General features: G+C 73.5%; 23 protein-coding genes. 11 read left to right on the top strand and 12 right to left on the bottom strand.

The genetic code is table 11. The annotated features are described in order from the left end of the window. Positions 1 to 229: 229 nt before the first annotated feature. Positions 230 to 1,171 carry an alpha/beta hydrolase gene (locus ACWENQ_RS13340; protein WP_452414277.1) on the bottom strand — a complete coding sequence of 314 codons (942 nt, stop codon included), beginning with the start codon at positions 1,169 to 1,171 and terminating at the stop codon, positions 230 to 232. A gap of 62 nt (positions 1,172 to 1,233) precedes the next feature. On the opposite strand from ACWENQ_RS13340, the gene ACWENQ_RS13335 reads away from it, so the two are divergent. From ACWENQ_RS13335 to ACWENQ_RS13310, 6 genes are read left to right on the top strand one after another with little or no spacing between them, the layout of a single operon-like run. Then, entirely contained in the window at positions 1,234 to 2,565 is a 1,332-nt protein-coding gene (locus ACWENQ_RS13335) for an enolase C-terminal domain-like protein (protein WP_452414276.1), read from the top strand. A gap of 13 nt (positions 2,566 to 2,578) precedes the next feature. Further along, entirely contained in the window at positions 2,579 to 3,409 is an 831-nt protein-coding gene (locus ACWENQ_RS13330; RefSeq protein ID WP_354904655.1) for an NAD(P)-dependent oxidoreductase, read from the top strand. Further along, the gene (locus ACWENQ_RS13325; protein ID WP_449924631.1) at positions 3,406 to 4,173 is read left to right on the top strand and encodes an amidohydrolase family protein; all 768 of its coding nucleotides are present in this window, start codon (positions 3,406 to 3,408) and stop codon (positions 4,171 to 4,173) included. Before ACWENQ_RS13330 ends, ACWENQ_RS13325 begins: the two co-directional genes overlap by 4 nt. A gap of 20 nt (positions 4,174 to 4,193) precedes the next feature. Beyond that, positions 4,194 to 5,132 (top strand): Gfo/Idh/MocA family protein, encoded by a 939-nt coding sequence (locus ACWENQ_RS13320; RefSeq protein WP_449924628.1) that lies wholly within the window; start codon positions 4,194 to 4,196, stop codon positions 5,130 to 5,132. Further along, complete coding sequence (locus ACWENQ_RS13315; protein ID WP_449924625.1) at positions 5,129 to 5,881, top strand: creatininase family protein; 753 nt, start codon at positions 5,129 to 5,131, stop codon at positions 5,879 to 5,881. The genes ACWENQ_RS13320 and ACWENQ_RS13315 overlap by 4 nt, the downstream gene beginning before the upstream one ends. Continuing rightward, complete coding sequence (locus ACWENQ_RS13310; RefSeq protein WP_449924622.1) at positions 5,878 to 6,588, top strand: NAD-dependent epimerase/dehydratase family protein; 711 nt, start codon at positions 5,878 to 5,880, stop codon at positions 6,586 to 6,588. The genes ACWENQ_RS13315 and ACWENQ_RS13310 overlap by 4 nt, the downstream gene beginning before the upstream one ends. A gap of 90 nt (positions 6,589 to 6,678) precedes the next feature. Here ACWENQ_RS13310 and ACWENQ_RS13305 read toward each other — a convergent pair whose 3' ends face one another. Genes ACWENQ_RS13305 through ACWENQ_RS13280 form a run of 6 tightly spaced genes read right to left on the bottom strand, consistent with a single transcriptional unit; the run spans position 6,679 to position 12,010 of the window. Then, positions 6,679 to 6,873: a hypothetical protein gene (locus ACWENQ_RS13305; protein ID WP_354904644.1), complete on the bottom strand. Its 195-nt coding sequence runs from the start codon at positions 6,871 to 6,873 to the stop codon at positions 6,679 to 6,681. A 24-nt stretch (positions 6,874 to 6,897) separates the two neighbouring features. After that, complete coding sequence (locus ACWENQ_RS13300; protein WP_452414274.1) at positions 6,898 to 7,689, bottom strand: SDR family NAD(P)-dependent oxidoreductase; 792 nt, start codon at positions 7,687 to 7,689, stop codon at positions 6,898 to 6,900. Beyond that, positions 7,686 to 8,663: an AurF N-oxygenase family protein gene (locus ACWENQ_RS13295; protein ID WP_452414273.1), complete on the bottom strand. Its 978-nt coding sequence runs from the start codon at positions 8,661 to 8,663 to the stop codon at positions 7,686 to 7,688. Before ACWENQ_RS13295 ends, ACWENQ_RS13300 begins: the two co-directional genes overlap by 4 nt. A 28-nt stretch (positions 8,664 to 8,691) precedes the next feature. Beyond that, complete coding sequence (locus ACWENQ_RS13290; protein ID WP_452414272.1) at positions 8,692 to 9,273, bottom strand: TetR/AcrR family transcriptional regulator; 582 nt, start codon at positions 9,271 to 9,273, stop codon at positions 8,692 to 8,694. Between the two features lie 35 nt (positions 9,274 to 9,308). Next, positions 9,309 to 10,664, bottom strand: a complete 1,356-nt coding sequence (locus ACWENQ_RS13285) for a sensor histidine kinase (protein ID WP_452414271.1) — start codon at positions 10,662 to 10,664, stop codon at positions 9,309 to 9,311. Between the two features lie 2 nt (positions 10,665 to 10,666). Continuing rightward, a complete protein-coding gene (locus ACWENQ_RS13280) occupies positions 10,667 to 12,010 on the bottom strand; it encodes an ATP-binding protein (protein ID WP_449924609.1) in 1,344 nt (447 codons plus the stop codon). 148 nt (positions 12,011 to 12,158) lie between these two features. Here ACWENQ_RS13280 and ACWENQ_RS13275 point away from each other — a divergent pair, with 148 nt between their 5' ends. Genes ACWENQ_RS13275 through ACWENQ_RS13265 form a run of 3 tightly spaced genes read left to right on the top strand, consistent with a single transcriptional unit; the run spans position 12,159 to position 15,759 of the window. Next, positions 12,159 to 13,289: an acyl-CoA dehydrogenase family protein gene (locus ACWENQ_RS13275; RefSeq protein WP_449924606.1), complete on the top strand. Its 1,131-nt coding sequence runs from the start codon at positions 12,159 to 12,161 to the stop codon at positions 13,287 to 13,289. Further along, complete coding sequence (locus tag ACWENQ_RS13270; protein WP_449924604.1) at positions 13,286 to 14,332, top strand: acyl-CoA dehydrogenase family protein; 1,047 nt, start codon at positions 13,286 to 13,288, stop codon at positions 14,330 to 14,332. The genes ACWENQ_RS13275 and ACWENQ_RS13270 overlap by 4 nt, the downstream gene beginning before the upstream one ends. Further along, positions 14,332 to 15,759: an AMP-binding protein gene (locus ACWENQ_RS13265; protein WP_452414270.1), complete on the top strand. Its 1,428-nt coding sequence runs from the start codon at positions 14,332 to 14,334 to the stop codon at positions 15,757 to 15,759. The genes ACWENQ_RS13270 and ACWENQ_RS13265 overlap by 1 nt, the downstream gene beginning before the upstream one ends. On the opposite strand, the gene ACWENQ_RS13260 is transcribed toward ACWENQ_RS13265, so the two are convergent. Further along, a complete protein-coding gene (locus ACWENQ_RS13260; protein ID WP_452414268.1) occupies positions 15,668 to 16,699 on the bottom strand; it encodes a carboxymuconolactone decarboxylase family protein in 1,032 nt (343 codons plus the stop codon). The genes ACWENQ_RS13265 and ACWENQ_RS13260 overlap by 92 nt on opposite strands. Positions 16,700 to 16,798: 99 nt before the next feature. Between ACWENQ_RS13260 and ACWENQ_RS13255 the strand changes: the two genes are divergently transcribed. Further along, positions 16,799 to 17,905 (top strand): sensor histidine kinase, encoded by a 1,107-nt coding sequence (locus ACWENQ_RS13255; protein WP_449924596.1) that lies wholly within the window; start codon positions 16,799 to 16,801, stop codon positions 17,903 to 17,905. Further along, positions 17,902 to 18,600 (top strand): response regulator, encoded by a 699-nt coding sequence (locus ACWENQ_RS13250; protein ID WP_452414267.1) that lies wholly within the window; start codon positions 17,902 to 17,904, stop codon positions 18,598 to 18,600. Before ACWENQ_RS13255 ends, ACWENQ_RS13250 begins: the two co-directional genes overlap by 4 nt. Here ACWENQ_RS13250 and ACWENQ_RS13245 read toward each other — a convergent pair. The 4 genes from ACWENQ_RS13245 to ACWENQ_RS13230 are packed head-to-tail and all read right to left on the bottom strand — an operon-like array spanning position 18,525 to position 23,233. Further along, positions 18,525 to 19,643 carry a C45 family autoproteolytic acyltransferase/hydolase gene (locus tag ACWENQ_RS13245; RefSeq protein ID WP_452414265.1) on the bottom strand — a complete coding sequence of 373 codons (1,119 nt, stop codon included), beginning with the start codon at positions 19,641 to 19,643 and terminating at the stop codon, positions 18,525 to 18,527. The two genes, ACWENQ_RS13250 and ACWENQ_RS13245, sit on opposite strands and share 76 nt — an antisense overlap. Positions 19,644 to 19,678: 35 nt before the next feature. Then, positions 19,679 to 20,629: a helix-turn-helix transcriptional regulator gene (locus tag ACWENQ_RS13240; RefSeq protein ID WP_354904613.1), complete on the bottom strand. Its 951-nt coding sequence runs from the start codon at positions 20,627 to 20,629 to the stop codon at positions 19,679 to 19,681. 16 nt (positions 20,630 to 20,645) lie between these two features. Then, complete coding sequence (locus ACWENQ_RS13235) at positions 20,646 to 22,448, bottom strand: zinc-binding dehydrogenase (protein ID WP_452414264.1); 1,803 nt, start codon at positions 22,446 to 22,448, stop codon at positions 20,646 to 20,648. Positions 22,449 to 22,477: 29 nt separating this feature from the next. Next, on the bottom strand, positions 22,478 to 23,233 hold the full coding sequence (locus ACWENQ_RS13230; protein WP_449924586.1) for a GNAT family N-acetyltransferase: 756 nt from the start codon (positions 23,231 to 23,233) through the stop codon (positions 22,478 to 22,480). Between the last annotated feature and the right edge of the window lie 169 nt (positions 23,234 to 23,402).

Raw genomic sequence — 23,402 nt, 5'->3', positions numbered from 1 at the left:
GCTTCTACGGCGTGCACGCGGTGGAGGTGGCCCTGCACCTGCTGCCCGTCCCCACCGCGGCGCCGTCCGTCCAGGTCCTGCCGGGAGTGGTCCTGGTGACCGTCGCCGCGGGGGACGCCCACGCCGTCGTCACCCTGGTCGAGCGCGACGCTCACACGGCTGTGCCCTTCCATCTGCAGGTGGCCGGCACCAAGGCGGTGGCGGCCGAGCGGCTCGCGCTGGGCCCGGACTACACGCTGCCGTCGCTGCGGCGCTTCGCCGACATGGTGCGCACCGGCGAGTGGCCGCTGTCGGCCGAGGAGCTGCTCGCCCCCGTGCGCGTGCTGGAGGCGGTCAGCGCCGCGGTCAGGAACGCGTCGATCTCGGCCTGAGCGGCGGCCGCGCCCTCGGCCGCCGTCCGGTAGAAGAAGCCGTGCTCGGCGCGGGGGAGCGTCACGACCCTCGCCGAGGGCAGGAGCGCGGCCAGCGCGTGGACGTGCGCGTGCGGGAAGTAGCGCTCCCTGCCCACGACGACGAACAGGAACGGCGGCGCGCCCGCGTGCGCGAGCGTGCCGGGGTCGGCCGCGCGCCCCTCCGCGGCCAACTCTTCGACCGCGGGGGCGATCTCGGGATGCATGCCCTCCCATGGGAACGGCGTGCCGGGGCCGTTGAGGCTCACGCACGCCAGCGGCGCCTCGCCGTCCGGGTGGCCGCCCCGAGGGCCGTCCGGGTGGCCGCTCCGAGGGCCGTCCTGATGTGCGTCCGGGTGCCCGTCCTGATGCACGTCCAGATGGCCGGCACCATGGCCGGACAGGGCGAACAGCGTGGCCAGGTGCGCGCCGGCCGAGCTGCCGACCAGCGCGACGGGCCGATCGCCGAGCCGTCGCCGCAGCGTGCGGTAGCCGTCGGCGACGTCGGCCGTCATCTCCGCCAGCCGCCCGCCGACGCGGTAGCCGAGCGAGGCGCTCGTCACGCCGCGGCCGGCCGCGGCGCGCATCTGCTCGTGCCACTGCGCGCGGTCGCCCGACCGCCAGCCGCCGCCGTGGACGAAGCAGAGGGCGTACGGCGCGCGCACGTGGTTGGGCTCCAGCAGGTCGAGCCGGCGCCGCTCGTCGGGCCGGGAGCGGCGCGCCGCCGGGTGGTGGCCGTCCGCGGTCGGCGCGGCGTCGTAGGGCAGGGTCACGATCTTCACGGCAGCCCCCAGGATGTGATGAAATGAGCCAGCAGGTAGATCCTAGGTCCTAGGTTGGTGAGATGCGTTCGACAGACGTCTCGGTCCGCGAGGCGGCCGCCGCCTTCCACGACGTCCGGCTCGACCACCCGTTGCGCCTGTCCGGCGCGACGGTCGACAGGTTCACCCTCGCCGTGGTGCGGGTGACGGTCGAGGACCGCGCGGGTCGCGTGGCCTGGGGCGAGGGGGCGAGCGTGCTGTCCGTGCCGTGGTCGTGGCCGGTGTCCGGGCTGTCGTGGACGGTACGCGACCTCGTCTTACGCCGGTTGACCGAGCGGCTGGCCGCCGCCGCGACCGAGGTGAGGTCCGGCGACCCGTTCGCGATCCACCGGGAGCTGTCCGAGGCCGCCGCGTGCGCGCGGCGCGACGGGGCGGAAGCGGCCGGCGGCCCCGAGCCGGTGCCCGAGCTGGCCGCCGCCCTCGCTCTCGGGGCCGTGGACAACGCCGTCCACGACGGATGGGCGCGGGCCGCGGGAGCCCCGGCCACCTCGCTGTACGAGGGCCTCGACCTCGGCCCGGCCCGCCGCCGGCTGCCGGTCCAGCACGTCGTCGGGCTCGACGACCCCCTCGAAGCAGATCCCCTCGAACACCCCCGCGAACCGGACCCCCTCAAACCGGACGCGGTCGAATCGGGCCGCCTCGAGTCGGGCCCGCCCGGCCGGGCTGACGTCGCGCCCCCGCGCCGCGCGGCCGTCCGCCCGCTGCGGGAGTGGCTGCGCGCCGAGGGCATCGCCCACGTCAAGATCAAACTCTCGGGACGGGACCCCGCCGCCGACGCCCGCCGCGTCATCGAGGTGCACCGCGTGCTGCGGGAGAGCGCCGGCGCCCGGCACACCGTCTCCCTCGACCCCAACGAGGGCTACCAGGAGCCCGCCGCCGTCCTCGAACTCCTCGACGCCCTCGACGGGAGCCCGGCGTGGGACGCCCTCACCTACCTGGAACAACCCGTCCCGCGGGACGCGCCGCCCGACCCCGGCGGCATGCGGGCGATCGGCGCCCGGCTGCCCGTCCTCGCTGACGAGAGCCTGGCCACCGAGGCGGACCTCGCGCGCCTCGCCGCGGCCGGCTGGAGCGGATCGGTCATCAAGGCCGCCCGCGGGCAGAGCCTGGCCATGCGCAGCCTCGCCCACGCCCGCGCGCACGGCATGCGCGTCGCGCTCCAGGACCTCACCGCCGTCGGCCTGGCGCTGGTCCACTCCGCCAGGCTCGCCGCCGCCCTGCCGCTGGACTGGCAGGCCTTCGAGTACAACAGCCGCCAGTACGCGCCCCGCGCCAACGGCGACCTGCCCGCCGAACTCGTCCGGGTCCGGCAGGGGCACGTCGTCCCGGGACCTGCGCGGCCCGGCATCCACTGACCCAGGAGTGACCATGCAGGTGGGATGGATCGGTACCGGAACGATGGGCGAGCCGATGGCCGGCCGCCTCCTCGCGGCCGGGCACGCGCTGATCGTGCACAACAGGACGGCGGGCCGTACGGCTCGGCTGGTCGAGCTGGGCGCCCGCGCGGCGCCCACGGTCGCGGCCGCCGGCGGGGAGGTGGTGATCACGATGCTGCCGGCGCCCCGCGAGGTGATGGACGACGTCCTGGCGAACGCCGTCCCCGGCACGGTCGTCGTCGACTGCTCCACCTCGGCGCCCGACCTGGCCAGGCACTGGGCCGAGGAGGGGGAGCGGCGCGGTGTGACCGTTCTCGACGCGCCCGTCAGCGGCGGCCCCGCGGGAGCGAAGGCGGGCACGCTGTCGATCATGGTGGGCGGCGACGCGTCGGCCTTCGCCCGGGTCAGGCCGCTGCTGGAGACCCTGGGCACGACGGTCGTCCACCACGGCCCGCCCGGCTCCGGCCAGCTGGCCAAGCTGGTCAACCAGACCGTCGTGGCGGGCGCGACGCTGGCGGCGTGCGAGGCCTACGCGCTGGCCGTCCACGGCGGCCTCGACATCGCCAAGGTGCTCGCGTCGGTCGGGCTGGGCGTGGCGGGCTCGCCGCTGCTGGACTTCCTGTGGTCGCGGCTGGCCGCCGCCGATCTGGAGCCCGGCTTCAAGCTCGACCACCTGCTGAAGGATCTGCGCCTGGTGCACGAGGCGGCCGGCGAACTGCCGATGCCGGCGACGGAGCGGGCCGGCGAGCTGGCCGAGCGGATCCGCGCCGTGTACGGCGGCGAGCGCGGCACCCAGGTCCTGGTCAAGGTGGCCGAGCGGTGATCGTCGACTCCCACGTGCACGTCGGCAGGTGGAAGTATCCGCCTCTGGAGGAGTACCTGCCGGCCATGGCGCAGGCGGGGGTGGTCGCCGCCGTGCTCGTCCAGTTCGTCGGCAACACCGACAACGCCTACCTCACCCGCTGCGTCGCGGCCGATCCCGCCAGGTTCGCCGCGGTGGCGATGGTCGACACCGACACCCACGGGGCGCCCGCGCACGTCGCCAGGCTGGCCGCCACCGGCCACGTCAGGGGCGTCCGGCTGTGGGCCTCGACCAGGTCGCCCGGCCCCGACCCGCTGGCGCTCTGGCGCGCGATCGCGGCGGCGGGGCTGGTGGCCAGCGTCAGGGGCCCGCTGGCCGACATCGCCCACCCCGGCTTCGCCGGCCTGCTGGCCGAGCTGCCGGGCCTGCGCGTACGGCTGGAGCACGTCGGCTTCACCACCTACCCCGACGCCGACCGCCGCGCCTTCGACCGCTTCCTGGCCCTGGCCGAGCGCCCGCTCACCTACACGATGTGGGCGGGCTTCCACGCCAACAGCGGCACGCCGTACCCGCACGCGGACGCCGACGCCTACCTGCGCGAAACGGTCGCCGCCTACGGCGCGCACCGCATCACCTGGAGCGGCGACTGGAACCGCCCCGACCCCGGCCCCGGCGACTACGCCGCCGCCGTCAGGCACGTCCTCGAACGGCCCTACCTCACCGAGGACGACCACCGGCTCATCCTCGGCGGCACGGCCCGCGAGTTGTTCGGGCTGGCGCCGTGACCCGGAGCGCGGGCCTTCGGGTGGGGATCGTCGGACCCGGCGGCATCGCCGAACGGCACGCCGCCGCGCTGGCGCGGGCGGGCGCGGTCCTGGCCGGCGTCGCGGGGCCGGACAGGGAGCGGGCCAGGGCGTTCGCCGTCGCGCACGCCACCCCCGGGTACGGCCCGCCCGCCGTCCACCCGACCGCCGACGACCTCTACGCCCAGCCTGGCCTGGACGCCGTCGTCATCGCCTCCCCGCACGCCTGCCACGCCGCCCAGGCCGAGGCCGCGCTGCGCGCCGGGCTGCACACCCTGTGCGAGATCCCCGTCGCGCTCGGCCTGCGCGAGGCCGAGTCGCTGGCCAGGACGTCCGCCGAGACGGGCAGGTACCTGGCGGTCGCGCACACGCTGCGCCACTGCGCGCCGTACCTCGCCGTGCGGGAGCGGATCGAGGAGGGGCTGCGCGTGACGCACGTCGTGGCCCGCACGCTGATGCTGCGCCAGCGCGACACCGGCATGAACGGGCGCCCCCGCGACTGGACCGACGACGTCCTGTGGCACCACGGGGCGCACACCGTCGACGCGGCGCTGTGGTTCCTGGGCGCCGGCGAGGTCTCGGTGCGGGCGGCGCGCGGCGAGCCGTGGCAGGGCAGCGGCAGGCCGATGGACGCCGCGGCCGTGCTGCGCGCCCCGGACGGGGCGCTGGCCACGATCGCCCTGTCGTACCACGCGCGGCTGCCCGACAGGGACATCGTGGTGATCGCCGAGGACCGGACGCTGCGCCTGAGCGGCGGCCGCCTGTACGGCACCGCAGGCGTGCTGGTCGACTGCGGCGACGCCGACCGGATGGAACGCGAGGGCCTGTACCGGCAGGACCGCGACTTTCTCACGGCCGTCACCGAGGGCCGCCGCCCGCGGTGCGTGGTCGCCGACGTGCTGCCCGCGATGCGGGTACTCGACAGATGGAGGAGTCAGTGAACGAGATCGCCCGCATGGTCACCGACGAGGCGGCCACCGCGATGGCCGGAGCGAGGATCGCGCTGCTGCCGATCGGCTCCACCGAGCAGCACGGCCACCACCTGACCTACGACACCGACTACGCGATCGCCGTGGCGTTCGCCCGGCGGCTGGCCGAAGACCTCGGGCAGACGGCGGTGCTGTGCCCCGGCCTGCCGTACGGGCTGTCGGAGCACCATCTGGGCTTCCCCGGAACGCTCACCCTGCGCCCGGAGACGCTGCTCGGCTTCCTGCGCGACGTGGCCGAGTCGATCGCCCAGTCCGGGCCGCGCAGGATCGTGGTGGTCAACGGGCACGGCGGCAACGTCGACGCCGTCCGGCTGGCCGCGCGGGGCCTGCGCCGCGACAACGGCATCGTCATGGCGCACCTCATGTGGGCCGGCCTGGCCGCCGACGTGATCGCCCGTGAGGTCGGCAGCGAGCGGTACGGCCACGCGTGCGAGGCCGAGACCTCGGTCGGCATGGTGCTGGCGCCGGAGGTGGTGCGGCACGACAGGATCGGCGAGCCGGGCCGGCCGCTGCCCGTCCCTCCGCACGCCGCGCCGCCCGCGCCCCGCGTCGACCTGGCGTTGCAGTACCACCTGCTGTCGGGCTCTGGCGCGCTCGGCGACGCCAGGCACGCCTCGGCGGAGCTGGGGAAGGCGATCGTCGCCGTGGCCTACAGCCGGGCCCTGGAGTTCGCCAAGGCGTTCGCCGACGAGGAGGTGTGAGGGTGCGCGTCCTCGTCGCGGGCGGTTCCGGCGCGGTCGGCGCGCTGGTCGTGCCCGAGCTGGCCGCCCACCACGACGTGACCGTCATGGATCTGCGGCCGCCCGCCGCGGGCGTGCCGTACGTGCGGGGCAGCGTCACCGACCACGACGACGTACGGCGCGCGGCCGAGGGCCACGACGCGCTCGTCTACCTGGCCATGGGCAGGAAGGAGGGCTGGCGCGAAGGTGACGCGTGGGTCGACAGCCACTTCGCGGTCAACGTCACGGGCCTGTACGTCACGCTGCGGGCCTGCGCGCAGGCGGGGGCGCGGGTGGCCGTCCACGCCAGCAGCATGTCGGTGTTCGAGGGGTACGCCACGCGCGACTACGAAAAACGGCCCGAGCCCGACGCCGTCGACGCCTACGGCCTCACCAAGCGCCTGGGCGAGCAGATCTGCGAGGCCGCGGCCCGCGAGCACGATCTGACCGTCACGGCGCTGCGCCTGGTCCACCCCATGCCGGACGAGGAGTGGCAGGCCTACGCCGGTGACCACTCCGACCTGGTGACGGCGGCCGGCGACGCGGCCGCGGCGTTCGTCGCCGCGCTGGAGCGGCGCGGTCCTGGTTTCGCCGCCTACACGATCACCGGCGACTACAGGAGGAGCCGGCTCGACTGGACCCCGGCGCTGCACGACCTGGGGTGGTGGCCGCGCGCCCGCCGCCGGTGACCCGCGCGCGCCCGCCGCGGCGAGGGCGCCAGGGCACGCGCGTGCCGGTCCCGCACGGGAGTGACGGGACCGGCATCAGGGTCGCACCCGCTAGCTCGAACGCTGGCCGCGTCGCAACGGGAGCGAGGACTTGGCCAGCCGGTGCGAGAGTGCCCCGCCGCCCGCCGTCCGCCTGGTCCATGCCGACGACTGGCGCGTCGCCTTCGAGGGCTGCTGGACGTCCGGTGTCTCGGACTCGCCACGCAGGGCGTGCTGCTCGCGGGTCTGCCGCGACTTGGAACTCACACCACCACCTCCCCGATATGCGAGTTATGTCCGTTTCTGGGAGGGTGAAACGCGGCTGATGGCCAGCGCCGCCGCCCTGATCGCGCCGGCAGGCCAGAGCCGGGCGCCGCGCCAGGCCGCCCGCCCCGAGGCGGGGGCGACGATGATCGCCTGGTTGCGGGCGACGCCGCGCATGATGTCGGCCGCCAGCGAATCCACGGGATACAGCCGCCCCTGCGCCCTGACCGCGGCGCTGCGCGCCTGGGCGCCCGTCTCCGTGTACGGCAGGCCCGGATTGGCGTTGTCCAGCAGCGGCGTGTCGATGAACCCTGGGCAGACCACGCTCACCCTGACCCCGTGCGCCGCCGCCTCGGCGCGCAGCGCGGTCGAGAGCCCGACGACGGCGTGCTTGGTGGCCGTGTAGGGGAGCATGAGCGGCGCGGGCACCAGCCCGGCCAGCGAGGCGGTGTTGACGATGTGGCCGAACCCCTGCTCGATCATGATCGGATAGGCGGCGTGCACGCCGTGCACGACCCCGCGCAGGTTGACGTCGATCGTCTTGTTCCAGTGGTCGAGGGTGAGCTCCTCGGCGTGCCCGCCGACCGCGATCCCCGCGTTGTTGAAGACGAAGTCGAGCCTGCCGTGGCGGCGTGCGACCTCCTGGACCGCGGCGCTGACGGCGGCGGCGGAGGTGACGTCGACCTCGGCGTGGTCCACGGCGGGAAGGTCGGGCGCGGCCAGGTCGGCGACGGTGACGGCCACGCCCCGCGCCGTGAGCGCCTGGGCGAGCGCCCTGCCGATGCCGGAGGCGCCGCCGGTGACGAACGCCGTCCTCACCGGCGCGGCTCCGCCCAGATCCCCATGACCTGCCAGATCCGCCTGGTCACCGGGTTGACCAGGCCCAGCTCGGCGCAGAGCGCGCGGGTCTTGCCCACCGAGTCGCGGATCTCCGCCTTGAACTCCTGGTTGCCCGTGTAGACCTCCTCCACCACCTGGGGCGGGATCTTGAAGGCGCGGATCATCGGCCCGGGAGGGGAGAGCATGATCCTGGCCATGAAGCCGAGGATCACGGGGGACAGCACGCCGAGCGCGAAGCGGCGGTGGCGGGGCATCCGAGGCACGCGGCGGCGCAGGTAGTGGCGCGCGAAGGAGATGTGCCTGGCCTCCTCGGCGATGTGGATGCGCATGATGGTCTCTTCGAGCGGGTGGTGCCGGTAGCCGTCCTTGAGCACCTTGCGCTGCACGTGGTCGATCGGGTCCTCGCCGCCGAGCACGAAGACGAAGAACAGCTCGGTGGAGATCAGCGGGATCCACGGCGCCACCTGGGCCAGCAGCGACAGCGGCCCCGGCATGCCGCGGATCGGGAGCTTCGTACGGTTGACGAACTCCTGGAACATCATCCCGTGATGTCCCTCTTCGATGGTCTCGTGGTAGACGTAGCGGAACTCGGGCGAGCCGTTGGGCAGCCGGTAGGCGTAGTTGAGCAGCCCCCGCTTGAGCAGGTTCTCGAACTGCAGGCCGATCTTCATGGCCGTCGCCACCCGCCACAGCCCGATGCGCGCCCTGGTCTCCGGCGAGCGGCTCCGGTACCAGGGGTGCTGGCCGAGCTTGTCGACCGGCGGCAGTTCCCACCGGGGGTCGGCGGGGTCGATGAGGAAGTCGGGGTCGTCCCATGGGATGTCGACGTAGGGCTCCCAGTGCTTGTCGACCGATGCCTTCGACAGGCGCTCGATGACTGCCTCGTAAGCGTGCTTCTCCGCGACCGACTCGTCGCGTTCCCTGGCGGCGGGTGAGCTCGGTGCAGCTGTCATGGCCGCAATTGTACGGAGAATCCAATAACTACGAAAGGTCCTCCGCCGCGATGCAGAGCTCGGCGGCCGCGGCCGTGCGCACCAGTTCGGCGATCCTGCGCCGCGACAGCACCTTGCGGTGGACGGTCACCTGGACGGCCAGGCCGTCCACGAGCGACAGGATGCGCCAGGTGGCCGCCTCCGGGTCAGCGCAGACGAACGCCCCCGAGGCCACGCCCTCCTCCACGATCGTCCGGAAGGACTCCTTCCAGCGCAGGTCCAGGCGGCGCGAGGTCTCCTCCAGGTCGTCGCTGCGCATCGACTCCGCCCAGGCGTCGATCCACACGCGCCACATCTTGGCCGAGCCCGTGGGGGAGTAGATCTTGAGCAGCGTGCGCAGCCGCTCCACGGCGGTGCCGCCGGAGCGCTCCAGCCGCGCGAGCGCGTCGAGGTCCCGCCTGGCCGCGTAGGCGAAGGCCTGTGCGAAGAGTTTGTCCTTGGTCTCGAAGTGGTAGAAGAGCAACGCCTGGCTGACGCCCGCCGCCCGCGCGATGTCGAGCGTCCTGGTGTGCCCGAAGCCCTGTGCCGCGATGACCTCGCAGGCGCTCTTGAGTAAGTCTTCTCGCCGCAATCGGCTGAAACCACGTGTCACAGGGGGAAACTGTATTACCCGTGGTAACCGTTGCGTAGAGGAAGATGTAGGACAAAGCGGGCGCCTACGAGGGAGTCGGCGATCTTGAGCGTACCGCCGTGCGTCCTGGCGATCTCCCTGGCGATCGGCAGGCCCAGGCCCGTGCCCCCGGCGTCGCGGTTGCGGGAGGCGTCGAGCCTGGTGAAGCGGCGGAAGACGATCTCGCGCTGGTCGGGTGCGATGCCCGCGCCGTCGTCCAGCACCTCGAGCACCGCGTCGCGGCCCGCGGACACCGACACCTGGATGCTGGTCTCGGCGTGGCGCTCGGCGTTGTCGAGCAGGTTGGTGAGCAGCCTGGCCAGCCGCAGCCGGTCGCCGGTCACCACCACGCCCCGCTCCAGATGGCGGATGATCGTCTTGCCCCTCGATCGCCGGGCCAGTTCCTCGGCCACCAGCACGCCCAGGTCCACGGGCTCCCTCGCGCCCGGCGCGCCCGAGTCGAGCTTGGTCAGCGTGAGCAGGTCGGCCACGATCGCCTGCAGCCGGTCGATGCTGGACAGCAGGGCCTTGCTGGTCTGGGGCCAGTCGGTGTCGTCCGGATGCAGCATGGCCTCCTCGACCTGCGTCCGCATGGCGGTGATGGGGCTGCGCAGGTCGTGGGAGGCGTCGGAGGCGAACCTGCGCTGCTGCTCCACCGCCGCCTCCAGCCGGTCGAGCGTCTGGTTGACCGTCTCGGCCAGGTCGGAGATCTCGTCCTCGTGGCGCGAGGGCGGGACCCTGCGGCCCAGGTCCGTGGCGGTGATCTCGGCCAGCTCGTTCTTGATGGTCTTGACCGGGGCCAGGGCCCTGCGCACGGTGACCCACGCGCCGGCCGTGGCCAGCCCGGTCAGGACCACCACGGCCAGCCCCACCCCCAGCAGGTACAGGGGGTGGATGTACCAGGGGACCACCGGGGCGTAGGAGTTGACCATCCAGTAGCCGTCGCCCACCTTGGCCCGGTAGGTGACGGCGATCAGGCAGTGCTCGCCCGGCACCAGGCGCGTGCAGATGGTCGTGTCCACCCTGCCGTCGTCGCCCGTGGCGTTCACGTCGACCAGCAGCGGCTTGCCCGTCAGGCGGGCGCTGGCCTGGCGGACGATGCCGTGGTCGTCGGCCACCTGGATGAGGTCGATCTCCTCGGTGGGGGTCAGCGGCTTGAGGCGGTCGGGCGCGAAGGACTCCACGTTGAAGGCGACCCTGTGGCTGGCCGCGGCGGCCTGCTCGGTCCGGTAGTCGTGCAGGACCACATGGGTCAGCATGGTGACCAGGACGGCGGTGACCAGGCAGCCGGCCAGGGCGGTGATCCCGGCCAGGAGGGTCAGCCGGCGCCGTACCGACCAGGTGGTCAGCATGCTCAGCCCGCCTTCGCGGGCAGCCGGAGTACGAAGCGCGCGCCGGTGTCGGAGTCGGCCAGTCCCAGCGAGCCGCCGTGGGTCTGGGCGATCTCGCGCGCGATGGCCAGGCCGAGCCCGGTGCCTCCGGCGTCGCGGTTGCGGGAGGCGTCGAGCCTGGTGAAGCGGCGGAAGACGAACTCCCGCTGGTCCGGCGGGATGCCGGCGCCGTCGTCGAGGACCTCCAGCACCGCGTCGGAGCCCTCGTTGTAGACCGAGACGGTGAGCGCGGTCTCGGCGTGGCGTTCGGCGTTGTCCAGCAGGTTGGTGAGCAGGCGGGCGAGCCTGAGCCGGTCGCCGTCCACGACCACGTCGGGACGCAGGTCGAGCTTGACCTCCTTGCCGTGGGGCCGGCCGCGCAGCTCGTCGGTCACCAGCTGCGCCAGGTCCACCGTCTCGACCGTCTGGGGCTCACCGGCGTCCAGCCTGGCGAGGGTGAGCAGGTCGGTCACGATGGCCTGCAGCCGGTCGAGGCTGGCCAGCAGCGCGCGGGCGATCTCCTCCCAGTCGGCGTCGCCGGGGTGCAGCAGTGCCTCCTCCACCTGCGCGCGCATGGCGGTGATGGGGCTGCGCAGGTCGTGGGAGGCGTCGGAGGCGAACCTGCGCTGCTGCTCCACCGCCGCCTCCAGCCGGTCGAGCGTCCTGTTGGCGGTCCTGGCCAGAGCGTGCAGCTCGTCGGGGTTGGGTGGGACCGGCACCCGCTGGCCCAGGTCGGTGGCGGTGATCTCGTCCAGCTTCTGCCTGATCGCCTCGACGGGCGCGAGGGTCCTCTCGACCGTGCGGGAGGTGCCGAACCAGGTCAGCACGGTGAGCGCCGCCGAGATGCCGATCAGGAACGCCAGCACCCACGGATGCACGTACCAGGGCACGGTGTCGCCGAAGGCGTACACCAGCCAGTCGCCCTCGATCTCGTAGACCCTGAAGACGGTGACGATCTGGCACGGCGGATCGAACACCGTCAGCCCGCACACCACCTCCGTACGGCTGGCGCTGTCCTCGTCCGGCATGAGGGTGAGCAGCCGGTCCTTGCCCATCAGGTTGGCCGTGGAGGCCACCACCTCGCCGTCGAGGTTGATCACCTGGATGCCCTCGACGTCGGTGACGATCACGGAGGTCAGGTCGCCGCGCTTGACCAGGTGGACCACGCGCAGGGCCGCGCTGGTGACCTCCTGGGTCCGGTAGTCCACCGCGGCCTTGTGCAGGCCGACGAGGACGAGGCTGTTGACCAGGACGCAGAGCGCGGCCACGCCGACCGTCGCGATCAGCGTCAGCCGTGAACGGACCGAACCTGCGTACCGTGCGATCACACCTCTCCCCCTGGTAATCAGATGATCACACTAGGTGCCCTCGGCTCTAATTAACGGAGATTCATTAACAAATCAGGACAAATCTCTGCACTAGGCGGGTGGAGGCGGGCTGATTAGAGTAAGTGAGCACTGATACCGAGGAGGGCCCGTGAACCTTGAGGAGTATCGGAGCGCCGCCAGGAGCTGGCTGGCCGAGAACGCCGGCCGCACCGGCGACGCCAGGGAGTTCATGGCCAGGCTGCACGACGCCGGCTACTCGGGCATCACCTGGCCGCGGCGGTGGGGCGGCCAGGGACTCACCCAGGCGGAGGAGCGCGCCTTCACCGCCGAGGCCCGCGCCTACACGCTGCCCACCTACATCTTCTCCATCGGCCTCGGCATGTGCGGGCCGACGATCCTCGACCGGGGCAGCGACGCCCAGCGCGAGCGCTTCATCAGGCCCCTGCTGCGCGGCGAGGAGGTCTGGTGCCAGCTGTTCTCCGAGCCGGGCGCCGGCAGCGACGTGGCCAGCCTGCAGACGCGGGCCGTACGCGACGGCGACGGCTGGGTCGTCAACGGGCAGAAGGTCTGGACCTCGGTCGCCCAGGAGGCCGACTGGGGCCTGCTGCTGGCCAGGACGGACGTCGAGGTGCCCAAGCACAAGGGGTTGACGATGTTCGCCGTCGACATGCACCACCCCGGCGTCACCGTCAGGCCGCTCAAGGACATGACCGGGCGGGCGCACTTCAACGAGGTCTTCTTCGACGACGTGACCGTCCCCGACGCCCACCGGATCGGCGAGGTCGACGACGGCTGGAGCGTGGCGGTGACGACGCTGCTGCACGAGCGGCTGTCGATCTCCGCGGGCGTCGGCATGGGCGGCGGCGTCGACTGGCTGGCCGAGCTGCGCCAGGTCGTCGACACCGGCGATCCTTACGTCCGCGACCAGCTCGTCGAGCTGCACATCCGCACCCGTGCGCTCTCGCTGTTCAACCAGCGGCTGGCCCAGGAGACCCGGGCGGGGATCTTCCCCGGCGCGCGGGGCAGCGCGGCCAAGCTGCTGCTGGCCGAGCTCACGCTGTTCCAGGCCGACCTCGCCACGTCGCTGGTCGGACCCGAGGCCGTGGTCGACGAGCGCCTGTCGCACGCCCTGTGCCTGGCGCCCGCCATGGCCCTGGGCGGCGGCACGAACGAGATCATGCGCAACATCGTCGGCGAACGCGTCCTCGGCCTGCCGCCCGAGCCGCGCGTGGACAAGACCGTGCCGTTCAAGGACCTGAAGGTGGGGACGCAGGGGTGAAGCTCGTACTCGGCAAGGAACAGCAGGAGCTGCGCGCGACGGTCGGCTCCTTCCTGCGGACCGTCTCACCGCGCGAGGGACACTCGCCCGCCGTCTACGCCCGGCTCAACGGGGAGCTCGGCCTGTCCGGCCTGATCATCCCCGAGGAGTACGGCGGCGCCGGCGCCGGCATGACCGAACTCGCCGTCGTGCTGGAGGAGACGGGCGCGGCGCTGCTGCCCGGCCCCTTCCTCGCCACCACGCTGGCCGCCCTCACCCTGACCCGCCTGCCCGACAAGGAACTGCTCACCGCCATCGCGGAGGGACGCCTCACGGCCACGGTCGCGCCGCTGGCGGCGGGCGGCGAGCCGCTCGTCACCCTCCGCGACGGCCGGGCGCTGGTGGACGGCCGGCTGCCGCAGGTGCTCGACGCCGCCGAGGCCGACGTGCTGCTGGTGCCGGTCACCCGCCACGACGGCGTCACGCTGGCCGCGATCGAACTCGACGGCCAGGGCGTCACCCGCCTGCCGCTGACCCCCCTCGACCAGACCAGGAGCATGGCCGAGGTCGTGCTCGCGGGCGCGCCGGCCAGGGTGCTCGGCGCGCCGGACGACGGGGCCGCGCTGGAGCAGGCACGGAGCCTGTTCTCGGTCGCCCTCGCCGCCGAGCAGCTGGGCGTCATGCGGGCCTGCCTCGACGCCATCGTGGCCTACGCCAAGATCCGCGTCGCCTTCGGCCGGTACATCGGCTCCTACCAGGGCGTCAAGCACAAGCTCGCCGACATGCACGCCAAGCTCGAGCAGGCCGAGTCGATCGTCCGCTACGCGGCGTGGGCGGCCGACGCGGCGCCCGGCGAGCTGCCGGAGGCCGCCGCCCTCGCCCAGGCCTACGTCGGCAGGGCCTGCTTCGAGGTGGCCCGCGACCACCTGCTCCTGCACGGCGGCATCGGGTTCACCTGGGAGCACGACGCTCACCTGTACTACAAGCGGGCCAAGACCGACGAGGTCCTGCTCGGCCCGCCCCGCACGCACCGCGAGCGGCTGGCCCACCTGCTGGAGCTGTGATGAACGGGTTCTACGAGACGGCCGCCGCCGACCCGGGACGCCTGGCGGTGGCCGAGCCGCGCACCACCTACGGAGAGCTGCTCGCCCGCGTCAACCAGGTCTCCCACGGCCTGCGCGCCCGCGGCCTGGTCACCGGCGACGTCGTGGCGGGCGTGCTGCGCAACGGCGTCGACCCGGTCGTCATGCTCATGGCCACCGGCCAGATCGGCCTCTACTACGTGCCGGTCAACTGGCATCTCGCCCAGGCCGAGATCGACTACATCCTCGGCGACTGCGACGCCAAGGTGCTCGTCACCGGGCCCGAGGACGTGGCCGCGCTGGCCGAGGGCATGCCGTCCGGCGCCCCCGGCGACCGCACCGCGGGCGCGGTCATGTGGTACACCTCGGGCACCACGGGCTTCCCGAAGGGCGTGCAGCGCCCGCTGCCGGGGGCCGCGCCGGAGGCCGTCCTGCCGCTGTACGCGTGGTTCCTCGGCGAGGTGGTCGACCTGCGGGCCGGCGACGGCGTGCACCTGGTCACCTCGCCCATGTACCACTCCGCGCCGTGCGCGCACACGCAGTTCGCGCTGCACCTCGGCCACACGCTGGTCATCGCGCCGCGCTTCGACCCCGAGCCGATCCTGGAGCTGATCGACAGGTACCGGGTCACCAACGCGATGATGGTGCCCACGATGTTCCACCGGATGCTCCTGCTGCCCGAGGAGGTCAGGAAGAGCTACGACGTGTCCTCGCTCCGGCAGGTGATCCACACCGCCGCGGCCTGCCCCGTGGCCGTCAAGAAGGCGATCATGGATTGGTGGGGGCCGGTGCTCTACGAGTACTACGGCTCGACCGAGTCGACCATCGCCTTCTCGGTCAAGCCGCACGAATGGCTGGCCCGGCCGGGCACGGTCGGCAGGCCCGCGCCCACCTTCGAGGCGAAGATCCTCGACGAGCGCGGCGAGGAGCTGCCCCCGGGCGAGCCCGGCATGATCCACGTCAAGTCCGGCCTCGGCACCTTCGAGTACCGCAAGGACCCGGCCAAGACCGCCGCCAGCATGCGCGGCGAGTGGTACGCCCCGGGCGACATCGGCTACCTCGACGAGGACGGCTACCTGTTCCTGTGTGACCGGCGCACCGACCTGATCATCTCGGGCGGGGTCAACATCTACCCCGCCGAGATCGAGGCCGCGCTGCTCGAACACCCTGCGGTCGCCGACGCCGCCGTCATCGGCGTGCCCGACGAGGAGTGGGGCCACAACGTCGTGGCGTTGGTGCAACCGCACGCGCCGGTCACGGAGGAGGAACTGCGCGCCCACCTGGAGCCGCGGATCGCCAGGTTCAAGCACCCCAAGGTCATCGAGTTCCGGACGGAGCTGCCGCGGACGCCGACGGGGAAGCTGTCGCGCTCGAAGGTGCGGGAGGAGTACCTGGCACCCCCCGGATGATCTCCCGCTCCACGTGCTCGACAGCGGCGAACGCGCCGAAGGCCAGCAGCCGCACCAGGTCGGCGTCGGGCGCCGGCCACGCCGCCACGTCCGCCTCGGTGATCCGGTACGGCGCCAGCGCCCCCAGCAACGCCAGCCTCACCGCCGGTCGCTCGTCGGCAGGCAGCTCCGCCAGCGGGCCGTCCAGCCACGCGGTGCCGAGCGGCGGATGCGTGGCGTCGTGCTCCTCGACGGCCGCCCTGACGACCGCCCTCGCACGCTCGCCGAGGACCCGGCCCTCCGCCGCCTGCCGGAGGGCCGCGTACGCCGTGCCGACGGGGGAGCCGTCCGCCCACGCGGGCTCCGGGCCCGCCGGCCGGCGGCCGAGCGCCAGCAGCGGCAGGCTCTCTCCCGCCACGAGCCGCCGGCGCACGACGCGGGCCATCGCCGTGCCGGCCGCCCGCCGTACCACCGGCGAGGTGGCGGCGCCGGCGGGAAACAGGTTCTCGCCCACCAGCGCCGACACCATCCTGTTGATGAAGTGGAAGGCCAGTGCCGTGCCCACGTGGTCGGCCGGCAGCGCGGCCGGGCGCTCGCGCCGCGCCCACGCCAGCAGCGTCGCGTGGTGCGGGTCGGCGGGCCGCTCGCCGCGCGCGATCGCCTCGCCCAGCGCGTGGTCGCCCGTGGCGTGCAGGAGCACGGTGTGCGCGTCGACGCAGAACGGGCACCGGTTGGCCAGCGAGACGCCGAGCGCGATGACCTCCTTGTCGGTCCTGGACGAGGGGCCGGCCAGCAGCGACTCGCGCAGCAGCGCCCAGGTGGCGGCCAGCACCTCGGGCGCGGGGGAGAGGCTCATGAACATCTCGCCGACGAACCCGAAGTCCGTCTTGAGCTGCGCGTAGATCTGGCCGACGGGACCGCTGCGGACGTTCTTGCCCACGGGAGTGACGTATCGGGTCATGCCGCCACACTGACGGGGGCACGGCCCGACTGTCGTCACGCGCACGAAGTACTCCCTGCGTACGACGTCCGGCCCGGCGGCTGCCTCTATTGTGCCGGTATGAGGCTCGATCGGGACGCGCTGCTCGCCGTGGTGGTGGCGGCGGCGCAGGTGGGCGGTGAGCTGCTGCTCTCGCCGGGCTTGGCCCCGCTGGACTACGCGCTGCTGCTGGGCGGCACGCTCGTGCTCGCGCTCCGGCGCCGCCACCCCGTCGCGGTGCTGGCCGTCACCGTCGCCTGCATGCTGGCCTACAGCGCCCGCGCCCACCCCGGCGCGGCGGCCGTCTTCCCCGTCCTCATCGCCGTCTACACCACGGTCAGGCAGGGCCGGCACCCGGCCGCCCTGGCCGGCATCGTGGTCTTCCTGACCGGCATGTTCGCCTTCGGGCAGGACTCGACGACGGCGCTGCCGCCCAGGGCGGCCATCGAGGGCAGGGTGCTGCTGGTGGGCTGGCTCGTGGCGGCCGCGGTGATCGGCGAGGCCAAGCGCGCCTGGAGCCACTACCTGGAGCAGGTCGAGCAGCGTGCGACGGAGGCCGAGCGAACCCGCGAGGAGACCGCCCTGCGCCGCGCGGGGGAGGAACGGCTGCGCATCGCCCGCGAGCTGCACGACTCCCTCACCCACAGCATCTCGATCATCAAGGTGCAGGCCGGCGTGGCCGCGCACCTGGCCCGCAAGCGGGGCGAGGAGGTGCCCGCCGCGCTGACCGCCATCCAGCAGGCCAGCGCCGACGCGATGCGCGAGCTGCGCGCCACGCTGGAAGTGCTGCGCGCGCCCGACGGCAGCGGCCTCGAGCAGGTGCCCGACCTGGTCGAACGGGCCCGCGCGGCGGGGTTGCCCGCCAACGTCGAGGTCAGCGGATCGCCGCGGCCGGTGCCCGCCGAGGTCGGCAGGGCCGCCTACCGCATCGTCCAGGAGGCGCTGACCAACATCACCAGGCACGCGGGGCCCGCCTCCGCCTCCGTGCGCATCGGATACCTGCCTGACGAGGTGGTCGTGCAGATCGACGACGACGGCACCGCCGTACCGGAACACGGACACCAGCCGGGTGTCGGCCTGACAGGCATGCGCGAGCGCGTCACCGCGCTCGGCGGCCGGCTGCGCACCGGACCGCGACCCGAGGGCGGCTTCACCGTCAGGGCCGAGCTCCCGGCGGCGCAGTCATGATCAACGTGCTGCTCGCCGACGACCAGGCGCTGATCAGGGCCGGGTTCCGGGCGCTGCTGGACGCCGAGGACGACCTGCGGGTGGTCGGCGAGGCGGCCGACGGCCGCCAGGCCGTCGAGCTGGCCGTACGGCACCAGCCGCACGTCGCGCTCCTCGACATCCAGATGCCCGTCATGGACGGCATCGAGGCCACCAGGCGCATCGCCTCCGACGAGCGCCTGGCAGGCGTGCACGTGGTGATGCTGACCAACTACGGCGTCGACGAGTACGTGCTCGACGCGCTGCGCGCGGGCGCGGCCGGCTTCCTGCTCAAGGACACCGACCCGGCCGACCTGCTGTCCGGCATCAGGGTGGCGGCCAGGGGAGACGCGCTGCTGTCGCCCGCGATCACGCGCCGGCTGATGGACGAGTTCGTCCAGCGCGCCCCCGTGCGGCAGGTGACCGACCTCGGCTCGCTGACCAGGCGCGAGCGGGAGGTGCTGGCGCTGGTCGGGCGCGGCCTGTCCAACGACGAGATCGCCGCCCACATGGTGATCAGCCCGTTCACCGCCAAGACCCACGTCAGCAGGGCCATGGTGAAGCTGGGCGCGCGCGACCGCGCCCAGCTGGTGGTCATCGCCTACGAGTCGGGCCTGATCTCGAAGCGCAGCTCCCCGGTGAACCTGGTGCCGCCCTCCGGGGCGTCGCCGAGATAGAAGCGGGCGGTCAGCGTCCTGTCCCTGGTGTCGAGCACGCTCGTCCACGTGGTGCGCCACGGCTTGTCCGCTCCGGCGGCGACCTCGCCCAGCGCGCCCGACAGGCGCTCGGCCGACAGCGGCACGTCCCTGCTCCGCTCGTGCAGCCTGCGCAACCGGTCGAAGGTGTCCATCGTGGTCTCGTCGTCGTCGGGCAGCGCCATGGGGTCGGGGTGGCGGTGCAGCGGGTGGTTGGTCACGCACATCGGCGCGTCGCCCGCGTCGATGATGCGCTCGCTCTCCCACACGAACGCCTTCCCCGCGGCGTCGGCGATCAGGTAGTGCAGGGGCAGGCCGTGGTCGTAGTGCTTGGCCATCAGCAGCGCCCGCTTGGCCTGCTCGACGTTCTCGCAGGTGTCCAGCACGAACCTGGGCAGCTGCACCGAGCTGAGCCCCACCCGCGGGTCGGCCGACTCGGGCGGCGCGGCATGGGCGACGTCCGCGATGAGCAGCACGACCGCGAGACCCGCCGCGTTGACGCCGTCCATGCAGCCGTCGAGCTCGTTCATCGTGATGACGGTGGAGGCCGGGCCCTCGTCGGGGATCGTGGTGATCACGTAAGGGCGGGAGGCCATGGGCAGCTCGCCCGGTTTCGCGGCCCCGCCCATGATCTCGCTGGTGGTGAGGGTGAAGAAATCGTAGTTGCGGGCGATCCTGCCGTGCCCGTCGGTCGCGGCCGAGGGCGGGCACCACAGCGCCGAGCAGCCCGAGCCCATGGGCAGCGCGTTCAACCCGTCCATGATGAGGTCGTCACGGTCGGGGTCGAGGTCGAAGGCCGCCGCCACGCCGTCCAGCCGTTCGTGGTGCTGCGGCCAGAAGTGCTCGAACCAGGCCATGCGCGCCCTGTTCACCGTCTGGTCGGCGGGACCCGGCGCCCAGCCCGAGCGGGTGCGCGCCTCCTGCGCCAGCGCCTTACCGATCTCGAACTGGCTGCCGCGCACGGTCAGGTGCCGTACGAGCTGGAAGTCGTCCTCGCCGCCGGCGATTCGCTTGACAATGGTCATGCCACCGAGCCTCGGCCCGGGCGCTGACCGTCCGCCTACCGCTCGCTGACCGCCCTGCGGTAACGCTCCGCCAGCCTGCTGACCACCTCGGCCAGTTCCGGCGGCTCGATCACCTCGAAGTCGACGTCGAGCATGCCGATCCAGACCGCGATGCCGGTGAGGTCGTCGCCGCCGAGGTGCGCGATCGAGGTGTGCTCGTCGACCGGCTCGAAGTCGAGCCCGGTCGGCAGCCCGGCCATCCGGTCGGCGGGCGCGTGCACCAGCACCTTGGCCCGGTAGCGCCACATCGCGGTGCTGACCCCCCGCTCCACGTGCTCGGCCACGTCGAACGGCAGCTCGCGGGGGGTGAAGCGGGGGCCGTTCGGGGTGCGGGTGGTGATCCTGTCGACCCTGAACGTCCGCCAGTCGCGCCGCTCGACGTCCCAGGCCACCAGGTACCAGCGCCCGCGCCGGTGCACCAGCCGGTACGGCTCGGCCTCGCGCGTGCCGGTGGCGCCGTCATGACCGGTGTAGTCGAAGCGCAGCCGCTCGTGGTCGCGCGCGGCGTTGGCGATCGTGGTCAGCACCTCCGGCGGCACCGCGGGCGCCGCGCCGGGGATCTGCACGGTGTAGGCGTTGAGCGCGCTGACCCTGTGCCGCAGCTTGGCCGGCAGGACCTGCTCCAGCTTGGCCAGCGCCCGCACCGAGCTCTCCTCGATGCCCGCCACCCCGCCGCCGGCCGCCCGGCCGAGGCCGACCGCGACCGCCACCGCCTCCTCGTCGTCGAGCAGCAGCGGGGGCAGGGCGGCGCCCGCCCCGAGGCGGTAGCCGCCCGCCACGCCCGGGGTGGCGTGCACCGGATAGCCGAGGGTGCGCAGGCGCTCCACGTCGTTGCGCACCGTCCTGGTCGTGACGCCCAGACGGGTGGCCAGCTCCGGGCCGGACCACTCCCTGTGCGCCTGCAGCAGCGAGAGGAGCTTGAGCAGGCGAGCCGAGGTTTCGAGCATGCCCCCAGTGTGCCGCCTATCGCGGAACGTCCGCTTCCGTGATCACGACGATCTTGCCGAGCAGGTGACCGTCCTCGCTCAGCCGGTGCGCGTCGGCGGCCTGTTCCAGCGGGAACACCCGGGCGATCGGCATGCGCACGGCGCCCGACTCGACGACCCGCCGGACCGGCTCCGGGTCCGGGCCGCCCTGCGAGAAGCGCACGCCGAACTCGCCCGCCCGCGGATCGGCGATCGTGACCACCTTGCCCGCGTCGCCGGTCAGCCGCACCGAGTCGGCCAGCACGCCCCTGCCGGAGGCGTCCAGCACGGCGTCGACCCGACCGGCCCGCTCCGCCCAGCCGTCGCCGTACGTGACGGGGGTGACACCGAGGTCGCGCAGGAACGCGTGATGGCCCTCGCTGGCCGTCCCGACGACCTCGACGCCCCTGGCACGGGCCAGCTGGGCGGCGACCAGGCCGACACCGCCCGCCACCGCGTGGATCAGCAGCCGCCGGCCGGGCTCGACGTCCAGCTCCGCCAGCGTCCGCGCGGCGGTCTCCGCGGCCACGGGCAGCGCCGCGGCCTCCTCGTAGGACAGGTGGTCCGGTTTCGGCAGCAGCTGCGCGGGGTCGGCGAGCACGTGGTCGGCCAGGCCGCCGGTCGCCACCCTGCCGAACACCGGCCGGCCCACCGACCAGCCCTCGACGCCCTCGCCGAGCGCGTCGATCGTGCCGGAGACCTCGATCCCCGTGCCGGCCGGCTCCTCCAGCGGGACCACCATGTAGCCCCTGCGGAACTTCCAGTCGAGGGCGTTCACACCGGCCGCACGCACCGCCACCCGCACCTGGCCGGGGCCGGGCGCCGGGATGGGCACCTCGTCGACGGTCAGCACGTCCGCCTCGCCGTACTCGCGGTAGCGGACGGCGCGCGAGGTGGCCAGCAGGACCGCCTTGCCCACGAGCGTGCGCCGCTCGATCGCGGTGTGCGCCTCGGCCGCCCGGTCCAGCGGGACGGCCAGCCCGATCGTCGGCGTGATCCCCGCAGCGAAGGCCCGCCCGGCCAGCCGCCCGAACTCCTCTGGCGCGAACTGCACCTGCTCCATGCCGACGACGGTGATCCCGCGCCGCTCGGCCTCGGCGGCGTCGACCGGGGCGGGCCCGCCCGCCGCGACGCCGTAGGCGAAGAACCTGCCGCCCCGCACGGTCAGCTCGGCCGCCCTGGCACCCTGCTCGCCGCCCACGCCGTCGAAGACCACCTCGAACGGGCCGGCCACCTCGGTGTGCGCCGCCCCGAGCAGCTCGGCCCGGCGCCGCTTGTCAGGAGCGGTGGCCGCGGCGGTGACCTCGGCGCCCGCCGCCGCGGCCAGCTCGACCAGCACCAGGCCGAGCCCGCCGCCCGCGCCGGTGACCAGCACCCGCGTACCGGGCTTCAGCTCGGCCGCGTCGATCAGGCTGAGCGCGGCCGGACCCACCTGCAGCAACGCCGCCGCCTCGGGCAACGGCAGGTCGTCGGGCACCGGCACCAGCGCCTCCACCCCGGCCAGCGCCTGCTCGGCGTAGCCGCCGCTGACCATCGCGGCCACCCTGCGGCCCCGCCACGCCGGATCCACCCCCTCACCGACCGACAGCACGTGCCCCGCAACACCGGTCCCCGGCACGAACGGCGGGCGCGTCCCGGACCACTCGACGCCCCAGCCCGTGCGCAGCTGCGCCTCGACCGCGAGGACGTCGGCCGCCGCCACGCCCACCACGACCTGTCCCGGCCCCGCCACCGGATCGCCGACCTCGCGCGCCCGCAGCACCTCGGGACCGCCGAACCGCGTCACCTCGACAACTCTCATACCAGTCAGTCTTGAACCTCAAGCAAGCTTCAGGTCAACCTGGCCAGCACGACGTATTCACCGTTCCCGGTGAAGGCCACGACCTGCCCGCCCTCGGCCATCAGCCCGCCCAGCACCTCACGCATCGCCAGGCGCCAGGCCACGGCCGCCGAGGGGTCGTCGCGGCGCAGGGCCTCGATGTCGGCGGGCGTCCCGACCAGCGCCACCGGCCCCTTCACCGCCCCCCTGACCGGCAGCCGGTCCTCCTCCTCCAGCGCCACCACCCCCTCGTACGGCTCCCGCGCCGGGGCCCGCTCCTTCACCGGCCACTCGACCACCAGCCGGTCGGACTCGTCACCCTCGTTGATCGCGTCCGCCATCGGGCCGTAGAAGTTCTCCACGTACTCCACGGGGCGGGCGCCGAGCTTGGCGAGGTTGAAGTAGGCGTTGCGGCGCACGAGCGGGTCGAAGGTCCAGGTGATGCGGTCGATGCCGCGCCGGGCGCACCAGTCGCGCTGGTGCGCCTTCAGCGCCTGGCCGATGCCCCTGCCGCCCTGGGCGGCGCCCGTGACGTGCGAGTGCAGGGTGTTGCCCGCGGCGAGAATGCCCACCGATGCGCCCACCAGGCGGTCGCCCGCGTAGGCGCCGGCGACGTAGCTTCCCGTGTGGGACAGGACCCGCATCAGCTCGACGGTGACGGGCGGGTTGGCCGGGTCGGGGTGCCAGATCTCGTCGAACAGCCTGAACACGTCGGCGAACTCGTCGATCCGGTGCAGCTCGCGCACTTCCACCTGGACAGTCGTCACCTTGGGAATCTATCCGAGCCGGCCGCTCTCACCCCGCGCGGCGGACCCTCGCCGGCAGGGTGTTGCCGGCGGGGTGTTGCCGGCGGCGCGTTGCCGGCGCGGTCTCGTTGTGGGGTCTCACCGACGGGTCTCACCAAGAGGGGCTTGCCGGCGCGGTCTTGCCGGCGCG

The organism is Nonomuraea sp. NPDC004354, from assembly GCF_053602555.1.
The sequence above is the reverse complement of the archived record's forward strand: the minus strand, read 5'-3'. Positions and strand labels throughout refer to the sequence as shown.

Excerpts from the sequence above, each read along its gene's own strand:
- ACWENQ_RS13245 (WP_452414265.1), bottom strand. The coding sequence starts at position 19,643 with ATGACCATTGTCAAGCGAATCGCCGGCGGCGAGGACGACTTCCAGCTC.
- ACWENQ_RS13335 (WP_452414276.1), top strand. The coding sequence starts at position 1,234 with ATGCGTTCGACAGACGTCTCGGTCCGCGAGGCGGCCGCCGCCTTCCAC.
- ACWENQ_RS13330 (WP_354904655.1), top strand. The coding sequence starts at position 2,579 with ATGCAGGTGGGATGGATCGGTACCGGAACGATGGGCGAGCCGATGGCC.
- ACWENQ_RS13295 (WP_452414273.1), bottom strand. The coding sequence starts at position 8,663 with ATGACAGCTGCACCGAGCTCACCCGCCGCCAGGGAACGCGACGAGTCG.
- ACWENQ_RS13265 (WP_452414270.1), top strand. The coding sequence starts at position 14,332 with ATGAACGGGTTCTACGAGACGGCCGCCGCCGACCCGGGACGCCTGGCG.
- ACWENQ_RS13255 (WP_449924596.1), top strand. The coding sequence starts at position 16,799 with ATGAGGCTCGATCGGGACGCGCTGCTCGCCGTGGTGGTGGCGGCGGCG.
- ACWENQ_RS13235 (WP_452414264.1), bottom strand. The coding sequence starts at position 22,448 with ATGAGAGTTGTCGAGGTGACGCGGTTCGGCGGTCCCGAGGTGCTGCGG.
- ACWENQ_RS13240 (WP_354904613.1), bottom strand. The coding sequence starts at position 20,629 with ATGCTCGAAACCTCGGCTCGCCTGCTCAAGCTCCTCTCGCTGCTGCAG.
- ACWENQ_RS13260 (WP_452414268.1), bottom strand. The coding sequence starts at position 16,699 with ATGACCCGATACGTCACTCCCGTGGGCAAGAACGTCCGCAGCGGTCCC.
- ACWENQ_RS13285 (WP_452414271.1), bottom strand. The coding sequence starts at position 10,664 with ATGCTGACCACCTGGTCGGTACGGCGCCGGCTGACCCTCCTGGCCGGG.
- ACWENQ_RS13250 (WP_452414267.1), top strand. The coding sequence starts at position 17,902 with ATGATCAACGTGCTGCTCGCCGACGACCAGGCGCTGATCAGGGCCGGG.